The organism is Methylopila sp. 73B, assembly GCF_000526315.1.
In the GTDB taxonomy this organism is placed as follows: domain Bacteria; phylum Pseudomonadota; class Alphaproteobacteria; order Rhizobiales; family Methylopilaceae; genus Methylopila.
In genome coordinates this window covers 3,143,371-3,170,167 of the sequence record NZ_JAFV01000001.1, presented here as the reverse complement: position 1 = coordinate 3,170,167, position 26,797 = coordinate 3,143,371, and the positions used below count along the sequence as shown (strand labels likewise).

At 70.7% G+C, this 26,797-nt stretch carries 25 protein-coding genes, 1 other RNA gene and 2 pseudogenes; 20 read left to right on the top strand and 8 right to left on the bottom strand.

The window, feature by feature from the left end:
* Positions 1–71 precede the first annotated feature (71 nt).
* The 4 genes from tsaD (at position 72) to K244_RS0115205 (ending at position 3,401) form a co-directional block, all read left to right on the top strand.
* On the top strand, positions 72–1,127 hold the full coding sequence (gene tsaD, locus K244_RS0115220; RefSeq protein ID WP_020187139.1) for a tRNA (adenosine(37)-N6)-threonylcarbamoyltransferase complex transferase subunit TsaD: 1,056 nt from the start codon (positions 72–74) through the stop codon (positions 1,125–1,127).
* Positions 1,124–2,095 (top strand): NAD(P)H-dependent glycerol-3-phosphate dehydrogenase, encoded by a 972-nt coding sequence (locus K244_RS0115215; protein WP_020187138.1) that lies wholly within the window; start codon positions 1,124–1,126, stop codon positions 2,093–2,095. The genes tsaD and K244_RS0115215 overlap by 4 nt, the downstream gene beginning before the upstream one ends.
* A 224-nt stretch (positions 2,096–2,319) precedes the next feature.
* Complete coding sequence (locus K244_RS0115210) at positions 2,320–2,739, top strand: EVE domain-containing protein (RefSeq protein WP_020187137.1); 420 nt, start codon at positions 2,320–2,322, stop codon at positions 2,737–2,739.
* Positions 2,700–3,401 carry a methyltransferase gene (locus tag K244_RS0115205; RefSeq protein ID WP_020187136.1) on the top strand — a complete coding sequence of 234 codons (702 nt, stop codon included), beginning with the start codon at positions 2,700–2,702 and terminating at the stop codon, positions 3,399–3,401. Before K244_RS0115210 ends, K244_RS0115205 begins: the two co-directional genes overlap by 40 nt.
* A 9-nt stretch (positions 3,402–3,410) precedes the next feature.
* Here the strand turns inward: K244_RS0115205 and ppk2 are convergent, their stop codons facing one another.
* Positions 3,411–4,367 (bottom strand): polyphosphate kinase 2, encoded by a 957-nt coding sequence (ppk2, locus tag K244_RS0115200; protein ID WP_020187135.1) that lies wholly within the window; start codon positions 4,365–4,367, stop codon positions 3,411–3,413.
* 62 nt (positions 4,368–4,429) lie between these two features.
* Here ppk2 and K244_RS0115195 point away from each other — a divergent pair, with 62 nt between their 5' ends.
* The 9 genes and pseudogenes from K244_RS0115195 to K244_RS0115160 all read left to right on the top strand — a co-directional run bounded on the left by K244_RS0115195 (position 4,430) and on the right by K244_RS0115160 (position 13,895).
* Positions 4,430–5,779, top strand: coding sequence for an ATP-binding protein (locus K244_RS0115195; RefSeq protein WP_245259779.1), 1,350 nt, complete (start codon positions 4,430–4,432; stop codon positions 5,777–5,779).
* Positions 5,780–5,979: 200 nt separating this feature from the next.
* Entirely contained in the window at positions 5,980–7,023 is a 1,044-nt protein-coding gene (locus K244_RS0115190) for a PstS family phosphate ABC transporter substrate-binding protein (protein WP_036306875.1), read from the top strand.
* Between the two features lie 98 nt (positions 7,024–7,121).
* On the top strand, positions 7,122–8,501 hold the full coding sequence (gene pstC / locus K244_RS0115185) for a phosphate ABC transporter permease subunit PstC (protein ID WP_020187132.1): 1,380 nt from the start codon (positions 7,122–7,124) through the stop codon (positions 8,499–8,501).
* Positions 8,494–8,982, top strand: a pseudogene (locus K244_RS24235) (DUF3333 domain-containing protein); the annotation flags it as partial. The gene pstC and the pseudogene K244_RS24235, both read left to right, overlap by 8 nt.
* 558 nt (positions 8,983–9,540) lie before the next feature.
* Positions 9,541–10,335, top strand: a pseudogene (pstA, locus tag K244_RS24230) (phosphate ABC transporter permease PstA); the annotation flags it as partial.
* A gap of 23 nt (positions 10,336–10,358) precedes the next feature.
* Entirely contained in the window at positions 10,359–11,177 is an 819-nt protein-coding gene (pstB, locus tag K244_RS0115175) for a phosphate ABC transporter ATP-binding protein PstB (protein ID WP_020187130.1), read from the top strand.
* A 32-nt stretch (positions 11,178–11,209) separates the two neighbouring features.
* Positions 11,210–11,917, top strand: coding sequence for a phosphate signaling complex protein PhoU (gene phoU / locus K244_RS0115170; protein ID WP_020187129.1), 708 nt, complete (start codon positions 11,210–11,212; stop codon positions 11,915–11,917).
* Positions 11,918–11,933: 16 nt separating this feature from the next.
* On the top strand, positions 11,934–12,635 hold the full coding sequence (phoB, locus tag K244_RS0115165; protein WP_020187128.1) for a phosphate regulon transcriptional regulator PhoB: 702 nt from the start codon (positions 11,934–11,936) through the stop codon (positions 12,633–12,635).
* A gap of 120 nt (positions 12,636–12,755) precedes the next feature.
* Positions 12,756–13,895 carry a GNAT family N-acetyltransferase gene (locus tag K244_RS0115160; protein ID WP_155931776.1) on the top strand — a complete coding sequence of 380 codons (1,140 nt, stop codon included), beginning with the start codon at positions 12,756–12,758 and terminating at the stop codon, positions 13,893–13,895.
* Here K244_RS0115160 and K244_RS0115155 read toward each other — a convergent pair.
* The 3 genes from K244_RS0115155 to nudC all read right to left on the bottom strand — a co-directional run bounded on the left by K244_RS0115155 (position 13,841) and on the right by nudC (position 17,599).
* Positions 13,841–15,085, bottom strand: coding sequence for a hypothetical protein (locus K244_RS0115155; RefSeq protein WP_020187126.1), 1,245 nt, complete (start codon positions 15,083–15,085; stop codon positions 13,841–13,843). The two genes, K244_RS0115160 and K244_RS0115155, sit on opposite strands and share 55 nt — an antisense overlap.
* Positions 15,082–16,509 carry a GumC family protein gene (locus tag K244_RS22080; protein WP_197027181.1) on the bottom strand — a complete coding sequence of 476 codons (1,428 nt, stop codon included), beginning with the start codon at positions 16,507–16,509 and terminating at the stop codon, positions 15,082–15,084. Before K244_RS22080 ends, K244_RS0115155 begins: the two co-directional genes overlap by 4 nt.
* A gap of 139 nt (positions 16,510–16,648) precedes the next feature.
* Positions 16,649–17,599, bottom strand: coding sequence for an NAD(+) diphosphatase (gene nudC / locus K244_RS0115145; RefSeq protein ID WP_020187124.1), 951 nt, complete (start codon positions 17,597–17,599; stop codon positions 16,649–16,651).
* A 73-nt stretch (positions 17,600–17,672) separates the two neighbouring features.
* On the opposite strand from nudC, the gene ffs reads away from it, so the two are divergent.
* The 4 genes from ffs (at position 17,673) to recR (ending at position 20,740) form a co-directional block, all read left to right on the top strand.
* Positions 17,673–17,768, top strand: an RNA gene (gene ffs / locus K244_RS23205) — signal recognition particle sRNA small type.
* Between the two features lie 82 nt (positions 17,769–17,850).
* Complete coding sequence (locus tag K244_RS0115140) at positions 17,851–19,647, top strand: DNA polymerase III subunit gamma/tau (protein WP_020187123.1); 1,797 nt, start codon at positions 17,851–17,853, stop codon at positions 19,645–19,647.
* 15 nt (positions 19,648–19,662) lie between these two features.
* Entirely contained in the window at positions 19,663–19,983 is a 321-nt protein-coding gene (locus K244_RS0115135) for a YbaB/EbfC family nucleoid-associated protein (RefSeq protein ID WP_020187122.1), read from the top strand.
* A gap of 151 nt (positions 19,984–20,134) precedes the next feature.
* Positions 20,135–20,740 carry a recombination mediator RecR gene (recR, locus tag K244_RS0115130; protein WP_020187121.1) on the top strand — a complete coding sequence of 202 codons (606 nt, stop codon included), beginning with the start codon at positions 20,135–20,137 and terminating at the stop codon, positions 20,738–20,740.
* 63 nt (positions 20,741–20,803) lie between these two features.
* Here recR and rimM read toward each other — a convergent pair whose 3' ends face one another.
* From rimM to ffh, 3 genes are all read right to left on the bottom strand, one after another.
* Complete coding sequence (gene rimM, locus K244_RS0115125; protein ID WP_020187120.1) at positions 20,804–21,343, bottom strand: ribosome maturation factor RimM; 540 nt, start codon at positions 21,341–21,343, stop codon at positions 20,804–20,806.
* Between the two features lie 134 nt (positions 21,344–21,477).
* Complete coding sequence (gene rpsP, locus K244_RS0115120) at positions 21,478–21,828, bottom strand: 30S ribosomal protein S16 (RefSeq protein ID WP_020187119.1); 351 nt, start codon at positions 21,826–21,828, stop codon at positions 21,478–21,480.
* Between the two features lie 141 nt (positions 21,829–21,969).
* Complete coding sequence (gene ffh, locus K244_RS0115115; protein WP_020187118.1) at positions 21,970–23,523, bottom strand: signal recognition particle protein; 1,554 nt, start codon at positions 23,521–23,523, stop codon at positions 21,970–21,972.
* 446 nt (positions 23,524–23,969) lie between these two features.
* On the opposite strand from ffh, the gene K244_RS23670 reads away from it, so the two are divergent.
* Both K244_RS23670 and dapF read left to right on the top strand, forming a co-directional pair.
* Entirely contained in the window at positions 23,970–24,137 is a 168-nt protein-coding gene (locus K244_RS23670) for a hypothetical protein (RefSeq protein ID WP_155931774.1), read from the top strand.
* Positions 24,138–24,221: 84 nt separating this feature from the next.
* On the top strand, positions 24,222–25,109 hold the full coding sequence (gene dapF, locus K244_RS0115110) for a diaminopimelate epimerase (protein ID WP_051460141.1): 888 nt from the start codon (positions 24,222–24,224) through the stop codon (positions 25,107–25,109).
* 3 nt (positions 25,110–25,112) lie between these two features.
* Here dapF and panE read toward each other — a convergent pair whose 3' ends face one another.
* Positions 25,113–26,036 (bottom strand): 2-dehydropantoate 2-reductase, encoded by a 924-nt coding sequence (panE, locus tag K244_RS0115105; RefSeq protein ID WP_024816530.1) that lies wholly within the window; start codon positions 26,034–26,036, stop codon positions 25,113–25,115.
* A gap of 288 nt (positions 26,037–26,324) precedes the next feature.
* Between panE and K244_RS0115100 the strand changes: the two genes are divergently transcribed.
* Positions 26,325–26,795, top strand: coding sequence for a (2Fe-2S)-binding protein (locus K244_RS0115100; RefSeq protein WP_020187115.1), 471 nt, complete (start codon positions 26,325–26,327; stop codon positions 26,793–26,795).
* The last annotated feature ends 2 nt before the right edge of the window (positions 26,796–26,797 follow it).

The window sequence follows — 26,797 nt, the reverse complement described above, 5'->3', positions numbered from 1 at the left end:
TGGGTCCCATGGCGCAACGCGGCCTCGCCCGCTATGTCTGGCCCTCCCCCTTCGGAGACCGTTTGAGCCCCATGCTCGTCCTCGGCATCGAGACCACCTGCGACGAGACCGCCGCCGCCGTCGTGCGGCGCAGCGGCGAGGGGCCGGGCGAGGTGCTGTCCAATGTGGTGCGGGCGCAGTTCAAGGCGCACGCGGCCTTCGGCGGCGTGGTGCCGGAGATCGCGGCGCGCGCCCACATCGACGCGCTCGACGGGGTGGTGGCCAAGGCGTTGGCCGACGCCGGCCTGACGCTCGGCGGGCTCGACGGCGTCGCGGCCGCCGCAGGTCCGGGCCTCGTGGGCGGCGTCATCGTCGGCCTGACGGCGGGCAAGGCGCTGGCGCTCGCGGCGGACAAGCCGTTTTCGGCCGTGAACCATCTGGAAGCCCACGCGCTCACCGCGCGGCTCACCGACGGCGTCGCCTTTCCCTATCTTCTGCTGCTCGCGTCCGGGGGGCACACCCAGCTGCTGGCGGTGCTTGGCGTTGGCCGATACCTGCGCCTTGGCGCGACGCTCGACGACGCCCTGGGGGAGGCCTTCGACAAGGTCGCGAAGATGCTGGGCCTCGGCTATCCCGGCGGCCCTCAGGTCGAGCTTCGAGCGGCGAACGGCGACCCCGCGCGCTTCGCATTCCCGCGGCCCATGCACGGCCGGGCCGAGCCCAACTTCTCGCTCTCCGGCCTCAAGACCGCCGTTCGGCTCGAGGCGGAGCGGACCGCGCCCCTGAGCGAGAGCGACGTCGACGATCTCTGCGCCAGCTTCCAGGCCGCGGTGGTGGACGTGGTCGCGAACCGCACGCGGGCCGGCGCCCGCGCGTTCACGGAGCGCTTCGGGCCCCCGAGCGCGCTGGTGGTCGCCGGCGGCGTCGCGGCCAACGGCCCGATCCGGCAGGCTCTGCAGGGTCTGGCCGGCGACCTCGGCGTGCCCATGGTCGCGCCGCCGCTCGCGCTCTGCGGCGACAACGGCGCGATGATCGCCTGGGCCGGCGCCGAGCGGCTGGCGCTGGGCCTCGTCGACGATCTCGACTTCGCGCCGCGTCCGCGCTGGCCGCTGGACGCCGCCTCCGCCGCGCCCGGAGCCAAGGCGTGAGCGTCGCGGTCGTCGGCGCCGGCGCCTGGGGCACGGCGCTCGCCAATGTCGCGGCCGAGGCCTGCGGCGGCTGCACCCCGCTGATCGGCCGGGACGCCGCGGCGATGGCGGAGGTCGCGGCGGCCCGCGTCAACGCCCGCCGGCTGCCGGGCGTCGCGCTCCACGACGGCGTGGCGCCGACCGCCGACCTCGACGCGGTCGGCGGCGAGGACGTCGTCCTGCTCGTCACGCCGATGCAGACCCTGCGGGCGGTCGCGCGAGATCTTGCGCCGCGCCTGAAGCCGGGAGCGATCGTGGTCGCCTGCGCCAAGGGCGTGGAGCGCGGCGCGCACGCCCTCCCGCCGCAGGTCCTGTCCGAGACGCTTCCTGGCTTCGGGCATGCGCTGCTGTCGGGCCCGAGCTTCGCCGACGACGTAGCGCGGGGCCTGCCCACGGCCGTGACGCTGGCCGCGTCCGACGAGACGCTCGCGGCGGCGCTCGCCGCTCGGCTCGCCACCCGCAGCTTCCGCCCCTACCACACCACCGACATGACCGGCGTCGCGCTCGGCGGCGCGGCGAAGAACGTGCTCGCCATCGCCGCCGGCGCGGCGGAGGGCCGCGGTCTCGGCGCGAGCGCCGTCGCGGCGCTGATCGCGCGCGGCTTCGCGGAGCTGTCGCGGTTGGGGGCGGCGCTCGGCGCGAGGCCTGAGACGCTGGCGGGGCTGTCCGGCCTCGGCGATCTGGTGCTCACCGCGACATCGTCGAAGTCGCGCAATTTCGCGCTCGGCCAGGCGCTCGGCCGCGGCGAGGCGCCGCCCGACAAGCTGGCGGAGGGCGCCGCGACCGCCGAAGCGCTGGTCGCGCTCGCGGCCGCGCACGGCGTCGAGATGCCGATTTCGGCCGCCGTCGCCGAGGTCGTCGCCGGCCGCGTCAGCGTCGCCGCGGCGATCGAAGGCCTGCTCGCCCGCCCGCTCAGGGCCGAGGCTTGACGGCGGAGGCGCTGGCCTCGAAGAGAGCGATGAGGCTTTCTGGCCGAGTGCGTGCTTCGAAACGCCGTCCTGGCGGACGGCTCCTCAGCATGAGGCAGTTTGATTTTCCTTCAGCTTCCACCTCCTCATGCTGAGGAGGTCTGAAGGGCCGTCTCGAAGCACGCGCTCCAGTTCGGTCGTCGACCCTGTGACGACCGTCGAAACCGCGAAGAGGTGACCTCCCCATGGCCTACTGGCTGTTCAAGTCCGAGCCCGACGCCTGGTCGTGGGAGCAGCAGAAGGCGGCGGGACGCGACGGGACCGAGTGGACCGGCGTCCGCAACTACCTCGCCCGCAACAACATGCGCGCGATGAAGCTCGGCGATCTCGGCTTCTTCTACCACTCGAACGAGGGCAAGGAGGTCGTCGGGATCGTCGAGGTGGCGAAGCTCGCGCACCACGATTCGTCGACCGACGATCCCCGCTGGGAGTGCGTGGACATCCGCGCGGTCGAGGATATGCCGCAGCCGGTGACGCTGGCCGCCGTGAAGGCGAACGACAAGCTCTCCAAGATGGCGCTCGTCACCTCCATGCGGCTCTCGGTGCAGCCGGTGACGGAGGACGAGTGGGCCGAGGTGCGGCGCATGGGCGGGCTGACCTCCTGAGCGATCCCGTCCGAGGCGACCCCGCAGCCTTCGTCCGCGCCAACACGCGCGCACGACCGGTTCCACACGCGCCCGAGATCACGCTCCACGTCGCCGACGAGGCCGTGCCGCTCTGGACGAAGACCGAGGACGAGCTCTCCGCCATCGGCCTGCCGCCGCCGTTCTGGGCCTTCGCCTGGGCGGGCGGACAGGCGCTCGCGCGCTATCTGCTGGACACGCCGGAGACGGTGCGGGGCAAGCGCGTGCTGGACGTCGGCTGCGGCTCCGGGCTCGTGGCGATCGCGGCGATGAAGGCGGGAGCGATGCAGGTCACCGGCGCCGACGTCGACTCTTTCGCGCTGGCGGCCATCGCCATCAACGCCGCGGCCAACAGGGTCGTGGTCTCCGTCACCGGCGACGACCTCATTGGCGGCCCGCATCCGGCCGTCGATCTCGTCACCGTCGGCGATCTGTTCTACGAGCGCGATCTGAGCGAGCGCCTGCTCGCCTGGCTCGACGGCTTTCTTGCGCTCGGGGCGCCCGTGCTGATTGGCGATCCCGGCAGGAGCTATCTGCCGCGTTCGCGGCTCGTGGCGCTCGCGGAATATACGGTGCCGGTGACCCGGGATCTCGAGGACGCCGACGTCAAGCGCAGCACGGTCTGGCGGCTCGTTTCCGGCTGAAGCCGCGGGTCAGTGCTCGCCGCCGTCCTTCAGGAACGCCGCGGCGTCCATCACGATGCGGCTGTCGGCGCCGCCGATCGCCTTCAGGTTCCGCCCCTTGTAGGGCACGTTCAGCAGCAGGTGGCGGATGCACTCCAGCCGCAGACGCCGCTTGTCGTTCGCCCTCACTACGGTCCACGGCGCCGCGTCGGTGTGGGTCGCGGCCAGCATGCGCTCGGCGGCGTGGGAGAAGCTGTCCCAGAGGTTCAGCCCCGCGTAGTCGATCGGCGAGAGCTTCCAGCGCTTCAGCGGATCGTGCCGGCGGTCGTGCAGCCGCTTGATCTGCATCTCGCGGCCGATCGTCAGCCAGAACTTGAACAGCCGCACGCCGTCGTCCACCAGCAGGCGCTCCACGCGCGGCGCCTCGTCCAGGAAGCGGGCGGTCTCCTCCGCCGTGCAGAAGCCCATGACCGGCTCGACGCCCGCGCGGTTGTACCAGGAGCGGTCGAACAGGGCGATCTCGCCCGCGGTCGGCATCTCCGCCAGATAGCGCTGGAAGTACCACTGGCCCGCCTCGACCGGCGTCGGCTTGCCGAGCGCGACGACCTTCAGGCTCCGCGGATTGAGGTGCTGGGAGATGCGGTGGATGGTGCCGCCCTTTCCCGCGCTGTCGCGGCCCTCGAACACCACGACGATTCGCTCGTTCTCGGTCTTCGCCCAGGCCTGCAGCTTGAGTAGCTCAATCTGGAGGAGCCGCAGCGTCTCGCTGTAGGCCTTGTGCGAATAGGACTCCTCGTAGGGGAAGCCGCCGCTGCGGAAGGCGCCGGTCTCGACCTTGGGGGGCAGGTCGGCCGCGTCGAGATCCACCTCGACGCCGTCGAGCATGACCTTGGGCGCTTCGCCGGCGCCCTCGGGCACGACCTCGTCCAGCAGAGCCTCGGCGGCGGTCTTCTTTTTGGTCTCGCCCGCCTCGGGTTTCTTCGTCATAGGTCGCATCCTCATGTCTTGGTGCCCTCATGTCTTGGCGCCGTCACGCAGGTGGCGTCCTATTGCGATTCATCCAGTACGCCGCACGCAAGGCCACGATCGCCCGCCCCATGCCGCAGCTTCCCGACGACGTTTCGCCCGCCGCCAAGTCCGACCGCCCCGCCGCGCGGCTCGCGCGCGCCGGCTGGACGCTGGGCGCGACGGCGGCGGTGCTCATGGTCTTCGCGGCGCTTGGACGGGTGCGGCCGCTGGAGGCGCTGCTGGCCTTCGTCCTCATCGGCGTCGTGACGGTGGTCGCTCCGCGCCGGCGCAGCTTCGCTGCTCCCGCGCGCCGGGCCGCGCCCGCTCCGGAGGCGGTGAGCCCCCAGTCGCTGACCCTGCTGTCCGGCCTCCCCGATCCGACGGTGGTGCTCGACAGGCGCGGCGTGACGCTCGCCTTCAACGCGCACGCTCTGGCCGCGCTGCCGGCGATCCGCGCCGGCGACCCGATTTCCTTCGCCGTGCGCGCGCCCGAGGTGCTGGAGGCGGTGAAGGCCGCGGCCAAGACCCGGCGTCCGCAGGTTGTGGCCTACGCCGAGCGCGTGCCCGTCGAGCGCTGGATCGAAGCGCATGTCGCGTCCGCCGGCGGCGAGGACGGGGCGCCCTCCGCGATCGTCGTGGCCTTTCGCGACCTGACCGAACAGCGCCGCTCCGAGCGCATGCGCGCCGACTTCGTGGCCAACGCCAGCCACGAGCTGCGCACGCCGCTGGCCTCGCTGCTGGGCTTCGTGGAGACGCTGCAGGGACCGGCGAAGAACGACGCCGTGGCCCGCGAGAAGTTTCTCGCCATCATGCGCACGCAGGCGAACCGCATGTCGCGGCTGATCGACGACCTGCTCTCGCTGTCGCGCATCGAGCTCAAGGCCCATGTGCGCCCGCGCGACGTGGTCGACGTCGTGGCCGTCGCCCGCAACGTGGTCGATGCGCTTAGCCCGCTAGCCGAGGAGCGCGGCGTCGAGGTGACGCTGCTCACGGACGGGCCCGCGCTCGCCACGGGCGACCGCGACGAACTCACCCGGGTGGTCGAGAACCTCGTCGAGAACGCCATCAAGTACGGCGACGACGGCAAGCGCGTCGAGGTGACGATCGCGACCGCAGGAGAGGGCGTCCGGCTGGCCGTCCGGGACTACGGCCCGGGCATCGCGCCGGAGCATCTGCCGCGTCTCACCGAGCGGTTCTACCGGCCCGACGTGTCCCACAGCCGCGAGAAGGGCGGGACCGGCCTCGGTCTGGCCCTGGTCAAGCACGTGCTGCAGCGGCACGGCGGCCAGCTCGCGATCCAGAGCGAGCTCGGCGCGGGCGCGACCTTCACCGTGACGATCCCCGCGGCCGTTCCCGCGCCGGCGCCGCCCGCTCTCGCCAAGGCCAGCTGAACAGCCCGGCGCGGCGGCTGTCATCCATCTGTCATCCAGGCGTCATAGAAGAGATATGCCGCGTCGCTAGGGTCCTGCTCGACCCCGCGATCGAACGCGGGGCGCGCGGTCTCGCCTCGGCGTCGGGGCCGCCTCCATGACATGGTTTCGGCGTCCGACAGGGCGTCTCACACAGGAGAGGCAGCGTGAAGCTCTTCACGATGACCAGCGCGCTCGCGCTTGCGTTCGCGGGCGTTTTCGGGGCGGCCGGCGCCGCCCAGGCGCAGTCGCGCGATCAGATCCGCATCGTCGGCTCGTCGACGGTGTATCCCTTCACGACCGCCGCCGCCGAACAGTTCGGCAAGGGCGGCCAGTTCAAGACCCCGGTGGTCGAGTCGACCGGCACCGGCGGCGGCCTCAAGCTGTTCTGCGCCGGCGTCGGCGCCGGTCACCCCGACGCCGCGAACGCCTCGCGCGCGATCAAGAAGTCCGAGTTCGACGACTGCCAGAAGAACGGCGTCACCGAGATCGTCGAGCTGAAGATTGGCTTCGACGGCATCGTGCTCGCGAACTCGAAGAAGGGGCCCGACTTCAAGGTGACCCGCCAGCAGCTCTTCCTGGCGCTCGCGAAGGAAGTGCCGGGCCCGGACGGCAAGCCGGTCGCGAACCCCTACAAGACCTGGAACGACATCGACCCGTCGCTCCCGGCCGAGAAGATCGAAGTCCTCGGTCCCCCGCCGACCTCCGGCACGCGCGACGCGTTCCTGGAGCTCGTGATGGAGAAGGGCGCAGAGAAGGTCGAGAGCCTCGCGGCTCTGAAGAAGTCCGACGCCAAGGCGTTCGACCGCTCGTGGAAGACCATCCGTGAAGACGGCGCCTACATCGACGCCGGCGAGAACGACAACCTGATCGTCCAGAAGCTCGAGGCGAACCCGAAGGCCGTCGGCATCTTCGGGTACTCGTTCCTCGAGGAGAACGGCTCGCAGATCAAGGGCGCGACGGTCGAGGGCAAGGCCCCGACCTTCGAGGCGATCGCCGACGGCACGTACAAGGTCTCGCGTCCCCTCTACGTCTACTTCAAGAAGCAGCACGTGGGCGTGATCCCGGGCCTCAAGGAGTTCATCGGCGAGTACGCCTCCGACAAGGCGATGGGCGAGGAAGGCTACCTGACGGAGAAGGGCCTTGTGCCGCTCCCCAAGGAGATGGCCACCACCGCCGAGGACGCGGCCAAGAAGCTCGCGACCATCGGCGCGCCGGCTTCCTGACGCTGCGCTTCGCGCGACGCCGGATCGAGCGATCCGGCGTCGCGTCCGTTTGAGACCTACCGTTTCCCCTCCGAGCCTACGGGCGGAGCCATCGTCGGATGACCCTCATCTACCTCCTCGGCCTCGTCCTCGTGGCGGCCGGCGCCTACGTCGTCGGGCGGCAAAAGGGCGTCACCTTCGCCATGGCCGGCGGCGCGTCGCGCATGCACTCGCTGCCGAGCTACCACGGCGCCTATCTCGCGGTGTCGGCCATCGCGCCGATGCTGCTCTGGTTCATCCTCTGGCTCGTCTTCGCCCACCGCGTCGTGGAGTGGGCTGGCATGTCGGCGCTGCCGGCGGATCTCGCGCCCGCCGACGGGCTCGCCTACGCCTCCCGGCTCCGAGAGATCCTCCTGGTCGCCGACGGCGTGCAGACCAACGAGGTCGCGCCCGGCGTCCGCGCCGCGGGCGAGACCTACGCGCTGTGGCGCGGGCTCTCCGAATGGGCGCTGCTGATCGTCGGCCTCGGCCTGGCGTTGATCGGCTTCGCCTGGGGCGCGCGCCAGCTCGAGCCGCAGTTCCGCGCCCGCAACGGCGTCGAACGCTTCGTGAAGGTGCTGTTGATCGCCTGCTCGGCGGTCGCGGTGCTGACCACGGTCGGCATCGTGTTCTCGGTGCTGTTCGAGACGCTGCGCTTCTTCGCCAAGTACCCCTGGTACGACTTCCTGTTCGGCCTGCAGTGGTCGCCGCAGACCGCGATCCGCGCCGACCAGGTCGGCGCCTCGGGCGCCTTCGGCGCCGTGCCGCTGTTCGCGGGCACCACGCTGATCATGCTGATCGCCATGTCGGTCGCCGGCCCGATCGGCCTGTTCGCCGCGATCTTCATGGCGGAGTACGCGAGCCCCCGGGTCCGCGGGGTCGTGAAGCCGGTCCTCGAGGTGCTGGCGGGCGTGCCCACCGTGGTGTTCGGCTTCTTCGCCGCCCTCACCGTCGCGCCCTTCATCCGCTCGACCGGCGAGGCCTTGGGGCTGAACGTCGCCTCCGAGAGCGCGCTCGCGGCGGGGCTCGTCATGGGCGTCATGATCATCCCCTTCGTCTCGTCGCTCTCCGACGACGTGATCAACGCGGTGCCGCAGTCGCTGCGCGACGGCTCCTACGGCATGGGCGCGACCAAGTCGGAGACCATTAAGAAGGTGATCCTGCCGGCGGCCCTGCCCGGCATCGTCTCCGCCTTCATGCTCGCGATCTCCCGCGCCGTCGGCGAGACCATGATCGTGGTGATGGCGGCCGGCCTCGCGGGCAATCTCACCTTCAATCCGCTCGAGGCGGTCACCACCGTCACCGTGCAGATCAAGACGCTGCTCGTCGGCGACCAGGAGTTCGACAGCGCCAAGACGCTTTCGGCCTTTGCGCTCGGCTTCGTGCTCTTCTTCTTCACGCTGGTGCTGAACTTCATCGCGCTCCGCATCGTCCAGAGATACCGAGAGCAGTATGACTGAGATGACCGCCCTCTCCGGTTTGGGCCATCGCGTGGACGCGGACGAAGCCCGCGCCCGGGTCCGCAAGCGCTACCGCGCGGAAGCCCGCTTCAAGGCCTACGGCGTCGGGGCGATCGCCTTCGCCGCCCTGTTCCTCGTGGTGCTGCTCGCCGACATCGTCACCAAGGCGCTGCCCGCCTTCACCGTCACCCACCTCGTGCTCGACGTGTCGGTCACGGCCGAGACCGTCGATCCCGACGGGTCCCGGCAGGCCGCCTCGCTCGCGCGAGGCGACTACCTGAAGCCGCTCCGGGAGGTCTATCAGGGCTTCTTTCCGGAGGTCTCCGGCCGGGCTCCCCGGCGTGAGCTGAACGGACTGATCTCCAGCGGCGCCGCCGACGAGCTCCGCAAGCAGGTAATGGCCGATCCGGCCCAGATCGGGCGGACGGTGAAGACCCGCGCGCTCGTCTCCGACGACGCCGACCTCTACTACAAGGGCGTGGTGACCGATGTCGTCGAGGAGACCGGCGAGGCCGTCGCGACGCCCTCCGCGACCTCCGGCGACGTGGCGGTGACGACGTCGACGCCGGCCTTCGCGAACGATCTCGCCAAGATCAAGTCCGAGCTGTCCGAGACCGCGCGCAAGCGGCGGTTCGAGGTGGATCGCATCCGCACGCTGCGGGACGGCATCCTCGCGGACAGGCCTTCGGCCGAGTTGGCGCTGCGCGAGGCGCAAGGCGGCGGCGACGCCACCCGGATCACGATCGCCCAGAACGCGCTGGCCAAGATCGACAGCGACGCCCAGAGTCTTCAGGCCCAGATGGAGACGCTCGCCGGCGAGGCCGCCGACTTCGAGGCGCGCTTCAAGGACGCGGGCGGCGCCGAGACGCTCGACGAGAAGCTGCCGAGCCGGCTGCTGGCGATCAACGGCGGCATCGTGAAGATCACGAGCCTCGCCGCCGACCGGGTCGAGGGCCGGGCGCTCACGCCGCTGAAGAGCCTGGACGCCGCTCAGGCGGGCGCCTGGACGCTGCTGGAGTACGAGACCCCCGAGAACTCCCGCCGCGTCAATGACCAGCAGATCGCCTGGCTCGAGACGCTGAAGGCCAAGGGGCTCGTCGAGACCGGATTCAACTGGGGCTTCCTCACCTCGGGCGACAGCCGCGAGGCCGAGCAGGCCGGCATTCTGGGCGCGCTCGTCGGCTCCATCTTCACGATGGCGGTGACGCTGGTGATCTGCCTGCCGATCGGCGTCGGCGCCGCGATCTACCTTGAGGAGTTCGCCCCGAAGAACCGGTGGACGGACATCATCGAGATCAACATCAACAATCTCGCGGCCGTGCCGTCGATCGTCTACGGCCTTCTCGGCCTCGCCGTGTTCCTGAACTTCTTCGGGATGCCGAGGTCGTCGGCGGTGGTGGGCGGCTTCGTGCTCGCCCTGCTGGTGCTGCCGACGATCATCATCGCGAGCCGCGCGGCTCTGAAGGCGGTGCCCCCGTCGATCCGCGAGGCCGCGCTCGGCGTCGGCGCCTCGCACCAGCAGGCGGTGTTTCACCACACCCTGCCGCTGGCGATGCCCGGCATCATGACCGGCACGATCATCGGCATGGCGCACGCGCTGGGCGAGACCGCGCCGCTGCTCCTCATCGGCATGGTGGCGTTCATCGTCGACGTGCCGACGAGCTTCACCTCGGCGACGACAGCGCTGCCGGTCCAGATCTATCTCTGGTCGGACCTGCCGGAGGTGGCCTTCCAAGCGAAGACCTCCGCCGCCATCCTCGTCCTCCTGTTCTTCCTGTTCGTCATGAACGGGCTCGCCATCGTCCTCCGCAAGCGCTTCGAGCGCCGCTGGTGACCGGACCCAACGGAGTAAGACCCATGGACGCGACCGCGACCGCCGCCCGGCCGAAACCGACGGCCTCCGCCACGCTCCCCGCCGGCGATCCCAAGATCGTCGCCAAGGACGTCAACGTCTACTACGCGGAAAAGCACGCGCTGAAGGACGTCTCGCTCGACATCCCCGAGCGCGCCGTGATGGCCTTCATCGGCCCGTCGGGCTGCGGCAAGTCCACGTTCCTGCGCTGCATCAACCGGATGAACGACACGATCGCCTCGTGCCGCGTCGTCGGCTCGATCAAGATCGACGACCAGGACATCTACGATCCGAGCCTCGACGTGGTGCAGCTCCGCGCCCGCGTCGGGATGGTGTTCCAGAAGCCGAACCCGTTCCCGAAGTCGATCTACGAGAACATCGCCTACGGACCCCGCATCCACGGCCTCGCCCGCTCCAAGGCCGAGCTGGACGAGATCGTCGAGCAGGCCCTGCGCAAGGCGAGCCTCTGGAACGAGGTCAAGGACCGTCTGCAGGACGGCGGCACCGGTCTGTCCGGCGGCCAGCAGCAGCGCCTCTGCATCGCCCGCGCGATCGCCGTGAGCCCCGAGGTCATCCTGATGGACGAGCCCTGCTCTGCGCTCGACCCGATCGCGACGGCGAAGATCGAGGAGCTGATCGACGAACTGCGCCAGAACTTCACGATCGTGATCGTGACGCACTCGATGCAGCAGGCCGCGCGCGTCTCGCAGCGCACCGCTTTCTTCCATCTCGGCGTCATCGTCGAGACGGGCCCGACCGAGCGCATCTTCACAAGCCCGAACGACAAGCGCACGCAGGACTACATCACCGGCCGCTTCGGCTGATCCGACGGCGACAGGGGACATCGACAATGGCAATGACCGACCACATCGTCAGCTCGTTCGACGCCGACCTGCAGACGCTTGGCGACAAGCTCGCGGAGATGGGCGGCCTCTGCGAGAAGCTCGTCGGGGAGTCGATCGAGGCGCTTCTGCGCCGCGACATCCCGCTCGCCAGGCGGGTGATCGAGTGGGACCGCTCGATCGACCGGCTGCAGCATGAAATCGAAGAGAACGGCATTCTCACGATCGCCAAGCGCGCGCCGGTCGCGATCGACCTCCGAGAGGTCGTGGCGGCTTTGCGCATCGCGAACGATCTCGAGCGTATCGGCGACCTCGCCAAGAACATCGCGAAGCGCGTCGTCGCGCTCGAAGGCCAGTTCCAGCCGCCGAAGCTAGCCGGCGGCGTCGCCCACATCGCCGACCTCACGCTCGCGCAGTTAAAGGAGGTGCTCGACGCCTACACCCAGCGCGACGAGCGTCGGGCGATGGAGGTGTGGAAGCGCGACGGCGACATCGACGCCCTCTACAACTCGCTGTTCCGCGAGCTGCTGACCTACATGATGGAAGATCCGCGCAACATCGGCTTCTGCGCCCATCTGCTGTTCTGCGCCAAGAACATCGAGCGCATCGGCGACCACGCCACCAACGTGGCCGAAACGGTCTACTATCTCGTGCACGGCGAAGCCGTGACCGACGAACGACCGAAGGGCGACCTGGCCAGCGCCGCGATCAGCTTCGACTGAGGAAGGCGTGCATCGGATGACCCCCCGCGTGATGATCGTCGAGGACGAGGAGCCGCTGACGCTGCTCCTCACCTACAACCTCGAAGCCGAGGGCTATGCGGTCGAGGCGGTCGCCCGCGGCGACGAGGCCGAGACGCGGCTGCGCGAGCAGGCGCCGGACCTCGTGCTGCTCGACTGGATGCTGCCGGGCCTGTCGGGCATCGAGCTCTGCCGGCGGCTGCGTTCGCGGCCGGAGACCGAGCGGCTGCCGATCATCATGCTCACCGCCCGCGGCGAGGAGGCGGAGCGCATCCGCGGCCTCGCGACTGGGGCGGACGACTACGTCACCAAGCCGTTCTCGGTGCCGGAGCTCGTCGCGCGGGTGCGGGCGCTGCTGCGGCGTGCAAAGCCCGAGCACGTCGCCGACGTGCTGAAGGCGGGCGACATCGAGCTCGACCGCGGCTCGCACCGCGTCCGCCGCCAGACCCGCGAGATCCACCTCGGGCCGACGGAGTTCCGGTTGCTCGAGTTCCTGATGCAGTCGGCGGGCCGCGTCTTCACGCGCGAGCAGCTGCTCGACGGCGTCTGGGGCCGTGACGTCTACATCGACGAGCGCACCGTCGACGTCCATGTCGGCCGGCTGCGCAAGGCCATCAACCGCGGCCGCCAGCAGGACCCGATCCGCACGGTGCGGGGAGCCGGCTATGCGTTCGACGAAAACTTCGCGCGCACGGCGTGAACCGCGTCGCGTTAGGGATAATGATTCGTTGATCTCGCGCGCGGCGCGGCGACGTGTCATTGTTCCAGAAGACGCGTTTAACGGGCAAACGCTGTGCAGACGAACGAGGTCGGCGACCGCATGGCGATGTCTTCAAGGCGGCGGTGGCAGGTTCGCGTCGAGCGCGACTTCGACTTTCATTCCAAGGAATACCGGCGGCTGTTCGAGCGGTCCGCTGCCTCGGGCTTCCAGTCGCCGGCCTGGCTCGACGCGACCTACGCCGCCATCCGGCGCGCGCCGCTGGCCGATCCCTTCATCCTGACCGTGCGCGACGCCGAGACCGCCGCTCTTGTCGCTCTGGCGCCGTTGGTTCTGCGCTATCGGTTCGGGCTTAGGGTCGTCGCCTATGCCGACATCGGCTCGCTCGATTACTGCTGCGTCGTCCAGGCGCCCGAGTTCGAGGCGGGTCTCGACCCCATGCTGCGCTGCGACGTCGACGACGCGCTGAAGGCCGCCGACGCGCTGTTCATCCCGAAGGTGCCCGACGCCGCGCTGCGGAGCTTCGACCGGCTTCTGGCCGCGCGGCGGGTGAAGATGGCCTATTCCGCCCATCCCGTGCCGCTTTTCGGACCGTTCTCGGAGTGGCGCAACGCGACCATGAACGGGACGACCCGGCGGTCGCTCGACAAGAAGCGCCGCAAGCTCGGCCGGATCGGCCGGCTGGAGACCCTCGCCGAGAGCGAGCCCGGCTTCGTCGCCGCCACGATCGAGCAGATCCGCCTCCTGCGCGAACCGCGGTTCGCGGAGACCGGCGTGGCCGATCCGCTCAAGAGCGAGGCGTTCCGAGCCTTCTACGGCTCGCTCAAGGACAGCGGCACCGTCCGCGCCTACCAGATGCGGCTCGACGGCGCGACCATCGCCTGCGGCTTCGCGATGGTGCACGGCGACGCCTGCCACCTGCTGCTGACGGGCTTCGACGTGGGCAACTGGCGGAACTACTCCGTGGGGCTGCTGATGATCGAGGACGCGATCGCGGACTGCGTCGCGCGCGGCGAGCGGGTGTTCGACTTCACCATCGGCGACCACCCCTACAAGGCGGATTTCGGCGCGCAGTCGGCGCCGATTTGGCGGCTCACCCGCGGCCTCTCGTTCAAGGGGCGGCTGATGCTCGCCGCGATGCAGCTGAAGGGCGGCGAGCGCCTCGCCAGGCGTCTCGCGCCGCGGGGCTACCGCGCGCCGAGCCCGCCCGACATGGTGCGCGGCGCGGGCGTCGCGCCGTAGGCCGAACAGCCGAGCAGGAACCACAGCAGGCCGCCGGTCTTGATGGTCACGGCGGAGGTGCTGATCGCCATCAGCAGCGTCAGGTACAGGCAGACGAAGGCCTTGTAGCGCCAGGCGTCCATGCGCTCCGCGGGCGCGCCGAAGACGAGCGCGGCCCAAAGCGCCGCCGCGCCGATCACGCCGACCCGCGACAGGATGTAGGCGTAGCCGCTGTCGTCGAAGTTCTCGGTCGCCGGGCCCATGCCGAAGGCGCCCGCGAGGTCGAGCCGGGACATCAACTGCCCGCTCAACAGAAAGCGGCCGCTGGTGGTGTTGTCCCACGGCACGCCGACCTTGATCGCCGCGTAGCTGAAGATCGCGATGATCGCGAGGAAGGGCGCGACGAACAGCGCTCCGGGCCGCACCACCGGCGCGATGAGGTAGATCGCGAGCACCAGGCCGCAGAGGTAAACGCCGAAGCGGGCGTCGCCGAGCACCAGCGACACGAAGATCAGCGTGGTCTTCCAGATCAGCGCCCACGGCCGCCGGGCGTCCCGTAGCAGCACCCAGCCGAAGACGATCGCGCCGAAGTTGCCGACGGAGACCGGCTCCAGGAACACTGACGAGACGCGGTGCTCGCCGAGGAACGGCAGCAGGGTGCGGCCCTCGAACCGCATGCCCGAGATGAACAGGCCATGCTCCACGCCCTGGGCGGCGGCGGGATCGACGGTGCCCTTGGCCACGAAATAGCCGAGCACGTCGAAGTAGCGGATGTAGACGTCGAGGAACGCCCACTCGAACACCGCGCCGGCCGCCACAGCGACGATCGCCGCCGTGGCGACCTTGTCGCCGGACTCGAGCGAGCCGCGCGTCGAGCCCAGGAAGTAGAAGACCAGCGGGATCATCAGGTCGCGCACGACCTTGGGGTCGTAGTTCGCCCGCAGGGTCATCAGGAAGATCAGGTAGCCGAGTAGCGCGGCCATGATGGCGTAGAACGCCTGCGTCCGGTCCCGGATCAGCGCGAGGGCGACGCCGATCAGCACGAGCTCGGCGCCGATCACCGCGCCGGCGCCGGTGCGCGCGAGGTTCGCGTTGACGAAGGCGAGCCCGAAGTTGAACAGCAGCGTGCCGAGCACGACCGCGCGGGCGATGCGGGCGCCCGCCTCCTCGGCGGGAACGGCGGCCGGCGTCGCGGCGGCCGCGAGGCTCACCGCACGCGCGCCGGAAGCTCCGGCGCCGCGGCGGAGCGAGCGCGGAGCTGATCCCGCAGCCAGGCGAGCGTGCAGCCGACGCCGAGGCCGAGCAGCAGGCCGGCGATGATCATCAGCGGGGCCGGCGGACCGCTCGGCTCCATGGGCCGCGCGGCGCGGCTGATGACGCGGGTGTTCGAGGCGTTCAGGCGGCGCTGCTCGTCGAGTTCGCGCGAGCGGGCGAGGGCGGCCTCGTAGATGCCGCGGTTCGCCTCGACGTCGCGCATCAGGTCGCGCAGCTCGAGCGAGGCGTCGTTGGTCTCGGAGACCTCGGCCTTCAGCGCGGTCATCCGCTGCGTTAGGCTGGTCCGGAAGCCCTTGGCGCGGTCCAGCTCGCCCGTGGTTGCGCGGATGATCGTCGCGATTTCCTCCTCGAACAGGCGGCGGGCCTCGGCGACGCGGGCGGTGGCGGCGCGGCGGTCGGGATGACGCGCGCCGAGCTGCTGGCCGAGATCTGCGTCGGCCTGGCGCTGCGCGGCGTAACGCGTGCGCAGGGTTTCGATCGTGCCGGAGCGCATGGATTCCGGGATCGAGTCGATGTCGGCCTGGCCGCGCTGGACGCGGCGCATCTGCTCGAGCGCGGCCGTGAGTTCGTTGACCCGCGAGTCGGTCGTGGAGAGCTGCGTGGAGAGCTCCGTCAGGCGCTGCTCCACGAGCGGCTTGCCGTCGTTGGTGACGAGGCCCTTCTCGCGACGGAGCGTCTCGTAACGCTGCTCGGCGTCGCGGACGCGGGCCCGCAGCTCGCCGAGGCGGCCTTCGAGTTCGCCGCCCGCGCGGCGGGCGACCGCGACGCGGGCGTTGACGTCCTCCTCGACGTAGACGTCCATCACCGACTGCGCGATGCGCTCCGACAGCGCGGGATCCTTGGTGGTGGCGGTCACCGTGATGATGAAGGAGCCTGGCGCGCGCGCGCCGGTGACCGAGCGCTCCAGTTCGCGCAGGGCGAGTTCACGCGGATCCGACGCGCGCTTGACGCCGGCGAGGCCGAGCAGCGTCTGGCCGAGGCCCGCCGGGCGTTTGCCGAACAGAGGGTTCTCGTCGAGCTTCTCGCGGGCGATGACCTTGTCGAGCACGTCGCGCGAGGTCAGCACGTAGGTCTGGCTTTCGGCTTCGATCGCGCTCGTGTCGGCGGCGCCCGATTGCGCGTTGTCCGCGCCGAGGATCTGGCGGCCGGTGGGATCGACGAGAATGCGGCCGACGGCGGTGTAGCGAGGGGAGGACAGCAGCACGAAGGCGAGCGCAAGCGCGACGCCGACCACGGCGCAGATCGCGATCAGGCCGACGCCGCGTTTCAGCGACGCGAACAGCGCTGCGGGCGCGGCGGCGGGGCGGTCCCCATCCGTCGGTCGCGGCGTCGTCAGTCTCCAGTCCTGGATCGCTGCCACGGCGTCCTCGTGCGGCGTCGGAAACCGGGTCGCGGCTCCGTACATCCCACTGATGGCGCATCGAGGTTAAGAAAATGGGACCCGGCCCCAATTCCAAGCCGCACGCCTTCGGACGAGGTTCGAATTCTTCGTTCGGGCGTCAATTCTGCGCGAAAAGCCGCAGCAAATGATGGGCGATCGCCGCTGGCGGCGGCGCGAACCAGCCGGCGGGATGCCCGCCGGCCAGCATCTGCCGGACATCCTCGCGTGAGAACCAGCGCGCGTCCTCCAACTCCTCGAGGTCCGGCGTGATCTCCTCGGTGAGCGCCTCGGCCACGAGCCCCAGCATCAGCTGGGACGGGAACGGCCAGGGCTGCGACAGCGCGTAGGCGACGCGGCCGACCGTGACGCCAGCCTCCTCCCGCGTCTCGCGGCGCACCGCCGCCTCGATGGTCTCGCCCGGCTCCACGAAGCCCGCGAGGCAGGACCACATGCCAGGCGCGAAGCGGGGCTGTCGGCCGAGCAGGCAGCGGTCGCCGCGCGTCACTAGCATGATGACGACCGGATCGGTGCGGGGGAAGTGCAGCGCGCCGCAGGCCGGGCATTCGCGCTTCCAGCCGCCGCCGCGCATCGCGGTCTTCGCGCCGCAGCTGGCGCAGAAGCCGTGCCGCTCGTGCCAGAGCAGCATGCTCTTGGCGTAGCCGGCGAGCGCCAGCGCGGCTCCCGCCAGACGTCCGTCGGTCGCGACGGCGCGCAGGTCTTCGAGCGCGAGGTCGTCGGCGCGCCCGACGGCGGTCTCCACGCCGTCGTCGAGATGGGCGGCGAACACCGGCCCCGAAGCGTCGCGGCCAAGGAACACCGTGCGTTCCACGGGGCCGAGCGCCTCGGCCAGGGCGCGGTCGAACAGCGGGTCGAGCGTCCCGCCGCCCGCCGCCCGCAGCACCGCGCGGGAGCCGATGAACAGCGCCATGCGCGCGGCGGGGTCCGCTTCCGCCGCCGCCAGAAAGCCCATGTCCTCGCGGGCCTCGCCGCAGCGGTCGAGCGCCAGGCCGGCGTAGCCGAGGTCGGCGGGGGCGTCCGGGGCCTGTCGATGAGAGGGGAGGTCGTTCATGGCGGGCTCTCGGCTTCGGTTCGGGCGCGCGGCGCCCTTGCAAGGCGCGGCCCCGGCGGGCATATAGCGCATGGGAGGTTGGTGATGGACGTGTTCCTCGCCAACCGGGTCAGGTCCGAAAGGAAGCAGCCCCAACGAGACCGATACGGGTCGTCGTCCGACCTCCCACCCTCATCCTTCGAGAAGAGACGAGGCGCTTCGATGACGGCAGGCCGCGACTGTTCCGCCGCCCGCCGCGCCGAGGGCGGCGCATGAGCGCGACCCCCTACCGCGTCCTCGCCCGCAAATACCGTCCCCAGCGCTTCGAGGACCTGATCGGCCAGGAGCCGATGGTCCGAACCCTCACCAACGCCTTCGCCTCCGGCCGCATCGCGCAGGCCTGGATCCTCACGGGCGTGCGCGGCGTCGGCAAGACGACGACCGCTCGCATCCTCGCGCGCGCGCTGAACTACGAGACCGCGGAGGGCGGCGGCGGGCCGACGGTCGACCTGTCCGTCCCCGGCGTGCACTGCGAAGCCATCATGGAGTCGCGCCACGTCGACGTGGTCGAGATGGACGCCGCGAGCCACACCGGCGTCGCCGACGTGCGGCAGATCCTGGAGACCGTGCACTACGCGCCCGTCATGGCGCGCTACAAGGTCTTCATCATCGACGAAGTGCACATGCTCTCGACGAGCGCCTTCAACGCTTTTCTGAAGACCCTCGAGGAGCCGCCGCCGCACGTGAAGTTCGTGTTCGCGACGACGGAGATCCGCAAGGTGCCGGTGACGGTGCTGTCGCGTTGCCAGTCGTTCTCGCTGCGGCGGGTCGCGGCGGACGAGCTGTCGGCGCACCTCAAGCGCATCTGCGACAAGGAGAACGTCGCCGTCGAGGACGAGGCGCTCGCGGTCGTGTCGCGGGCGGCCGAGGGCTCGGTGCGCGACGCGCTCTCGCTGCTCGACCAGGCGATCGCCCACGGCCAGGGCGACGTGCGGGCCGAAGCCGTGCGCGGCATGCTGGGCCTCGCCGACCGCGCCGGCGTGCTCGACCTGTTCGACGCCGTCATGCGCGGCGACACCGCCTCTGCGCTCGACGGGTTTCGCGGGCAGTACGACGTCGGCGCCGACCCGGTCGCGGTGCTGACCGACCTCGCCGAGACGGTCCATCTCGTCACCCGCATCAAGCTCGCGCCCAAGGCCGCCGACGACCCCTCGCTCAGCGAGGCGGAGCGCCTGCGCGGCCGCGACTTCGCCGAGCGGCTGTCGATGCGCGTGCTGTCGCGCGCCTGGCAGATGCTGCTCAAGGGCATTTCCGAAGTGCAGGTCGCGCCTAAGCCGGCGCAGGCCGCCGACATGGTGCTGGTGCGCCTCGCCCATGTGGCCGACCTGCCGACGCCGGAGGAGGCGATCCGCATGCTGGACGGCGCGGGGACGGCGCTGCCCCAGCCCTCGACCCAGCCCTTGGCGCCGCAGCGGGGCGGCCCCCCGATGGGGCCGTCCGGCGGCTCCCGCGGTCCCGAGGCCATGGCGCCCGCGCGCATGAGCTCCGGCGCGGCGGCGGCGCGCGAGATGGCGCCCGAGGCCGCGCAGGCCCCGCCGCGCGCGCAGCAGGCGCAGGTTCAGCCGACCATGCGGCTGTCGCGGTTCGAGGACCTGGTGGCGCTGGCGGCGCGCGAGCGCGAGATCCAGCTGCACGCCGCGCTGCTGCGGCAGGTGCGGGTGGTGCGGTTCGAGGACGGCGTGCTGGAGTTCCAGCCGACGCCGGACGCGACCTCCGACCTCGCCGGCGCGATCTCGAAGAAGCTGCAGGAGTGGACCGGCCAGCGCTGGATGGTGGCGGTCGCCGCCGGCGAAGGCGCGCCCACCATTCACGAGCGCGAGCAGGCGGAGGCCGCGGCCCGGCTGGAGGGCGTGCAGGCCCACCCGCATGTGCGCGCCATCCTGGACCGGATGCCGGGCGCGGTGATCGTGGACGTGCGCGCCCGCAAGCCCGAGCCTGAGACGGCTGACCTTGACGCCGCGGCGGTCGACGCCCTACCTGCGGCGGACGACGACATCGACGATTTCTAAGCGGGAGACGAGCCGTTGCGCGACATCATGGGCATGATGGCCAAGGCCAAGGAGCTCCAGCAGAAGATGCAGGACGCCCAGGCCGAGCTCGAACAGGTGACGGTGCAGGGCGCGGCCGGCGGCGGCCTTGTCCAGCTCACCCTGACGGCGAAGGGCGACCTGCGCGGCCTGAAGATCGACCCCTCGCTGCTGAAGCCCGAGGACGTCGAGATCCTCGAGGACCTGATCGTCGCCGCGCATGCGGACGCCAAGTCGAAGGCGGAAGCCGCGATGCAGGAGAAGATGTCCGGCCTCACCGCGGGCCTGCCGATCCCTCCGGGCATGAAGCTGTTCTGAGCTGCGTCGTCGTCCCGGACGGCCGAAGGCCGAGCCGGGACCGTGCGGAGGCGAGCCTGTAAGGCGGGACCTCGGCGAACGACGATCCCGGCTCTCCGCTGCGCTCCGGCCGGGATGACGCGCGGCGGCCATCGCTTCCGAAAGCGCCTTTATGTCCCGCTCCGCCGCCGGCCCCGAGATCGAACGCCTGATCCAGCTGCTGGCGAAGCTGCCGGGGCTTGGCCCCCGCTCGGCGCGGCGGGCGGCGCTGCATCTGCTGACGCGCAAGGACAAGTTGCTGGAGCCGCTGTCGGACGCGATGCGGGTGGCCTGCCAGCGGGTCGCGACCTGCTCCGTCTGCGCCAACGTCGACACCCAGGATCCATGCGCCATCTGCCGCGACGCGAAGCGCGACAGCACGGTGATCGTGGTCGTCGAGGACGTGTCCGATCTCTGGGCGCTGGAGCGTTCGGGCGCGGTGTCGTCGCGCTACCACGTGCTCGGCGGCACGCTGTCGCCGCTCGACGGGCGGGGGCCCGAGGACCTCAACATCGGAACGCTCGTCGAGCGGGCCATGGCGGAGAAGGTGACGGAGGTGATCCTCGCGGTGAACGCCACTGTCGAGGGCCAGACCACGGCGCACTATGTCACCGACGCCCTGTCCGAGACCGGCGTGCGGGTGACGCGCCTCGCCCACGGCGTGCCGGTGGGCGGCGAGCTCGACTATCTCGACGACGGCACGCTAGCCGCCGCGATCCGCAGCCGCACGACGTTCTGAACGGCGTCAGGTCGGCTCGAGACTCGCAGTTTGTGGGACGTGCGTGCAAGGGCTATCGTCCGCTCAGGCCTGCTCGCCGTCCGTCGGTTCGTCCAGCAGACCGTCCGGCGGATCGGCGACCAGGCGGCCGCCGGCGACGTCCACCACGGGGACGACCGCCTTCGTGAAAGGCACGTAGACCGTGCGCTTCTGGCCCTCGAGACGGACCTCCAGCAGGTCGTCGGCTCCGAAGTTGGTCACGGCGATCACCTCGCCGATCGGAGCGCCGTCCGCGCGCTCCATCTTCAGGCCGATCAGGTCGGCCCAGTAGAACTCGTCCTCCTCGGCAGGAGGCAACTCGTCGCGCGAGATGTAGAGACCGACGCCGTTCAGAGCTTCGGCCTGCTCGCGGCTGTCGATTCCCTTGAAGCGGACGACCAGCATGTCGTCCTTCAGCGGCCGCAGGGTCGAGACCGCGAACACGCGGGTCCCGGCCTCGTCGGTGACGGGCTTGTAGCGCTTGAGCGCGGTCAGCTCCGCGGTGAAGGCCTTGACGCGCACCTCTCCCCGGACGCCGTGGGCGGCGCCGATCACGCCGATCTGGACGAGGCGGGACGGGGGCATGGGATCACCTTGTGCGTCCCGCCGAGGCGGCGAGCGCGCGCGGAGGACGACGGCGAGCGCGCGGGACGCGCTCGCTCATTGCGGAGCCGGTTCGAGCGGCGTCGTTCGGGACGCCGCCGCTCGAACCGCCGAAATTACTCGGCGGCTTCGGCGCCTGACTTGGCGGCGGCGGCCTCGGCGCGCTCCTGGGCCTTCTTGCCCGGGACGCCCTTGGTCAGGTTGCTGCGCGCGTCGCGCTTCAGCAGGCCGGCCTGGTCGAGGAAGCGGTGCACGCGGTCGGTCGGGGTCGCGCCCTTGGCCAGCCACTCCTTCACCTTCTCGGCGTCGAGCACGACCCGCTCGGCGTCCTTGGCCAGCAGCGGGTTGTAGGTGCCGACGCGCTCGATGAAGCGGCCGTCGCGCGGGTAGCGCGAGTCGGCGATCACGATGCGATAGAACGGACGCTTCTTGGCGCCGCCACGAGCGAGACGGATCTTGAGGGCCATTGTCTGTTTTCCTTCCAGTCGGTTCGTCATCTCGGACGGCCGTCAGGCCGAGCCGGGATCGTTCTCAGGGTCTGCGTTCCATCCGGCTGACGATCCCGGCTCTGCGCGGCGTCGCCGCTTCGGCCGGGATGACGCCTGAATTCACTTCTTCTTCCCCAGGCCGGGGAAGCCGCCCAGGCCCGGCAGCTTCGGGCCGCCGCCGAGACCTGGGAAACCGGGGGGGAGGCCGCCGGCGCCGCCGGGAAAGCCGCCGCCGGGGAAGCCCGGGGGCAGGCCCTCGGGCATCTTGCCCTTCTTGAGGTCATCGAGCGCCTCGGGCGGGATGGCGGGCGCGCCGCCGCCGCCGAAGCCGAGCGCCGCGCCGAGGCCGGCGAGGGGCCCGCGGCCCGACTTCCCGGCCTTGCCCATCATCTTCATCATGTCCGCCATCTGGCGGTGCATTTTCAGGAGCTTATTGATCTCCTCGACCTTCGTGCCCGACCCCGCCGCGACGCGCTTCTTGCGCGAGGCCTTCAGCAGGTCGGGGTTGGCGCGCTCGGCCTTGGTCATCGAGTCGATGATCGCGGCCTGGCGCTTGAACATGCCCTCGTCGAGGTTCGCGCCGGCCATCTGCTTCTTCAGATTGGCGACGCCCGGCAGCAGCGACATCACGCCGGACATGCCGCCCATGCGCTGCATCTGCTGCAGCTGGTCCTTCAGGTCGTTCAGGTCGAACTGACCCTTGCGCATCCGCTCGGCGGTCTTCGCCGCCTTCTCGGCGTCGATCTCGGCCGCAGCCTTCTCGACGAGCGCGACCACGTCGCCCATGCCGAGGATGCGGTTGGCGATGCGCTCGGGGTGGAACTCATCCACCGCGTCGAAGCGCTCGCCTGTGCCGACGAGCTTGATCGGCTTGCCGGTGACCGCGCGCATGGAGAGCGCCGCGCCGCCGCGGCCGTCGCCGTCGACGCGGGTCAGCACGATGCCGGTGACGCCGACCGCCTGGTCGAAGGCGCGCGCCGTCGTCACCGCGTCCTGGCCGGTAAGGGCGTCGACGACGAGCAGGACCTCGTGCGGGTTGGTGATCGTCTTGACCTCGACGACCTCGGCCATCAGGGCCTCGTCGAGGGTGGTGCGGCCGGCGGTGTCGAGCAGCACCACGTCGTAGCCGCCGAGACGGCCAGCCTCCATCGCGCGCCGGGCGATCTGCACCGCGGTCTGGCCGGCGACGATCGGGAGCGTCGCGACCTCGGTCTGCTTGCCCAGCGTCGCGAGCTGCTCCATCGCGGCCGGGCGGCGCGTGTCGAGCGAGGCCATCAGCACCTTGCGCTTGTCGCGCTGGGTGAGCCGGCGGGCGATCTTGGCGGTCGAGGTGGTCTTGCCCGAGCCCTGCAGGCCGACCATCAGGATCGGCACGGGGGCCGCGGCCGCGAGGCTGATGCCCTGCGCGTCCGAGCCGAGCATCGCGACCAGCTCGTCATGGACGATCTTGACGACCATCTGGCCGGGCGTGACCGACTTGACGACGTCGACGCCGACCGCGCGCTCCTTCACCCGATCCACGAAGGAGCGGACGACCTCGAGCGCGACGTCGGCCTCGAGCAGCGCCCGGCGCACCTCGCGCATGGCCTCGGCCACGTCCGCCTCGGTCAAGGCGCCGCGTCGGGTCAGGCGGTCGAGAATGCCGCTCAGGCGGTCGGTCAGCGTGTCGAACATCAAGCTCTCTGTGGCGCGTCAATCAAAATTGATTGACCATCCGGCGACGTCGTTGACGTTTTGACATCACCCCGTCCAACGCAAAGCGCGCCCGCGGGCGCATCGCGCTGGCGGACGTTGACCCCCGGAACTCATGGGACGAGGGGCCTTGCGGGACGTCTCTCGGTCAAGACGTGGCGGTTCCATACGGTTCGGGCGGCGGCGCGTCAACCTTCGAGGGGTTGCGAGGGGCGCGACCGTCTGCGACCGCGGCGGAGCGTCGCGCGGCAGGTCGACGTCTGGCGTTTGGCGCGCGTTGGGAGTATTTCCCGATTTGTAGCGCACCGCATTCAGACCGCGCCCCATGGCCAATGTGTGGCCGGGCGTCCTGAATTCATCGATCCGAGGCGACGCAGGTCTCAGCGCTCAACCTGCGACGCACGGCTTAAAGCCCGTCGGAGTGACTGATGACCGCCATTACGACCCGAAATCCCGTCCGCCGTGTTTTCACGTGCTGGCCGTCCCGCATAGGCGCGATCGCGCTGCTGGCGCTTGGCGTCAGTTGCGGCGCGGACGTGTTCGCAGGCTCGACGTCCGCAGCGCTCGCGCAGGCGACGGTCGCTGTCGTGGAATAGCCCTCTCGCGCCCCGGCGCATCGCAGGCCATATAGTGCGCGCCCGATGGTCTCCGCCGTCGAGGAGGTTCTGCGCGCCATGACCATGCCGGACGCCACCACTGCAAGCACGCTGATCGGTCGCCCGTTCGCGAAGATGAACGGTCTCGGCAACGAGATCCTGGTGGTCGACCTGCGCGACGGCGGCTCCGTCACGGCCGCCGTCGCGCGGGCGCTCGCGCAGCGCCCCGAGACCCGGTTCGACCAGCTCATGGCGCTCCATCCCGGCCTGGACGGCGTCGCCGCCTTCATGCGCATCTACAACGCGGACGGCTCGGAGGTTTCGGCCTGCGGCAACGGCACGCGCTGCGTGGCCTGGCTGCTCATGCGCGACGCGGGCGTCCGCGACCTCGTGCTCGAAACCGACGCCGGCCTGCTGCTGTGCTCGGCCGGCGCGGAGCCGGACCAGGTCACCGTCGACATGGGCGCGCCGCGCTTCGGCTGGGCCGACATCCCGCTGGCCGAAGAGTTCGCCGACACCCGGGCGATCGAGCTTCAGCTCGGACCGATCGACGCCCCGCTGCTGCATTCGCCCTCCGTCGCGAACGTCGGCAACCCGCACGCGATCTTTTGGGTCGAGGACCTCTCCGTGGTCGATCTGCGCCGGTCCGGCCCGCTGCTCGAAAACCACCCGCTGTTCCCCGAGCGCGCCAACATCTCGCTCGCCAAGGTGACCTCAAAGAGCGCGATCACGCTCAAGGTCTGGGAGCGCGGCGCGGGGCTCACGCTCGCCTGCGGCACCGCGGCCTGCGCCGCCGCCGTCTCGGCCGCGCGCACCCGCCGCACCGGCCGGGACGTCGTCGTGACGCTGCCCGGAGGCCCGCTGCGCATCGTCTGGCGCGAGGGCGACGACCACATCCTGATGTCCGGCCCCGCGACCCTCGAGCACGAGGGCCGGATCACGGCCGAACTGCTGGACGCGGTCTCGGCCTAAGGATCAGGCGGACTCCATCGCCTTCCGCGCGGCGTAGGCCTGCAGGTGGGCGTAGGCGATCGCGAGCGTGGGCACGGCGACGCCCGCCGCCCGGCCCCGGTCGCGCAGGTCGCCGAGGATGTGGTCATGCTCCGTGCGGCCGCCGCTCTCGACGTCGCGCAGCATCGAGGCGGTCGCGGGCGAGCCCGGCGCGGTCAGCATGCCGAGGCTCTGGGCCACGAACGCCTCGCGCGGGGCGTGGCCATTCGCCGTCGAGACGTTCGCGCACTCGCCGAACAGCGCCCGGACGAGCGCCTCGCCGTCGTCGGCCTGCATGATCGCGCCGACGGGCGCCCGCATCAGGCAGGTGACGCCGGCGAAGGTCGCGAGCATCGTGAACTTCTCCCACATCTGCTGCATGACGTCCGTGCTCAGTTCGGGCGCGAAGCCGCCCTTTTCGAGCTCCGCGTGCAGCGCCGCGGCGCGCGCCTGCTGCTCGGGGAGCCGGGCGCCCAGCACGAAGCCCTGCAGCTTGTTGAGGTGCTTGATCGCGCCGTCGGCGGTCATGGTGACGCCGATCAGCGCCACGCCGCCCAGCACGCGCTCCTTGCCGAACGCCGCGTCGAGCGCGTCGAGGTGGCGGACCCCGTTCAGCAGCGGAAGCACCAGCGTGTCGGGCCCGACGGCCGGCGTGATCGCCTCGATCGCGCTGTCGAGATCGTAGGCCTTGCAGGAGAGCAGCACGGCGTCGAACGGCTCGACGGCCGCGGTGACGGCGACGACGCGCTGGGTCACGTCGCCGTAGGTGCTCGTCACCACGAGGCCGTCGCGCGCCAGCCGCTCGGCGCGGGCGGGACGCACCAGAAAGGTCACGTCGACGCCGGCCGCCGCGAGCCGCGCGCCGAAATAGCCGCCTATGCCGCCGGCCCCGAGAATCAGAATGCGCATGCCGAACACCCCTGGTCGCCGGCCTCGTCCGGCGGGCGGGCCGCATTAGGCCGCAACGCGCGCCGCGCGAAAAGCCAAGGATCGTGCGCCCGGCCATTCATGGCCGTGATGGGTTTGGCCTCGGCAAAAGCCCTTACGCCTTTCGTGCAAGACACTCGGAGGATCGTGCAAGCGGGCAGTCTGGAACCTCTCAAATCAGAAGCGTACCATCCGCTCACTTCGACGCGGCGCCCCGGAGAGGGCGCGGCGATGCCCGCGGGCCGATGGGCCCGCCAGACGAGGTCCAACATGATCAAGCTCAACATCAACGGCGAGGCGCGGTCCGTCGACGTCGACGCCGACACCCCGCTGCTCTGGGTCATCCGCGACGACATCGGGTTGACCGGCACCAAGTTCGGCTGCGGCCAAGCGCTCTGCGGCGCCTGCACCGTGCACATGGACGGCCAGGCCGTCCGCTCCTGCCAGACCATGGCGGGCGACGTCGGCGACGCCAAGATCGTCACCATCGAGGGCCTCGTCGGGGCCGACGCCTCGAAGGAAGGCAAGGCCGTGCAGGCCGCCTGGCGCGCGCTCGACGTGGTCCAGTGCGGCTACTGCCAGTCCGGCCAGATGATGTCGGCCGCGGCGCTCCTCACCGAAAACAAGACGCCGACGGACGACGACATCGACGCCGCCATGAGCGGCAACGTCTGCCGCTGCGCGACCTACCACCGCGTCCGCGCCGCGATCCATGACGCCGCCAAGCGGTTGGAGGCCTGACG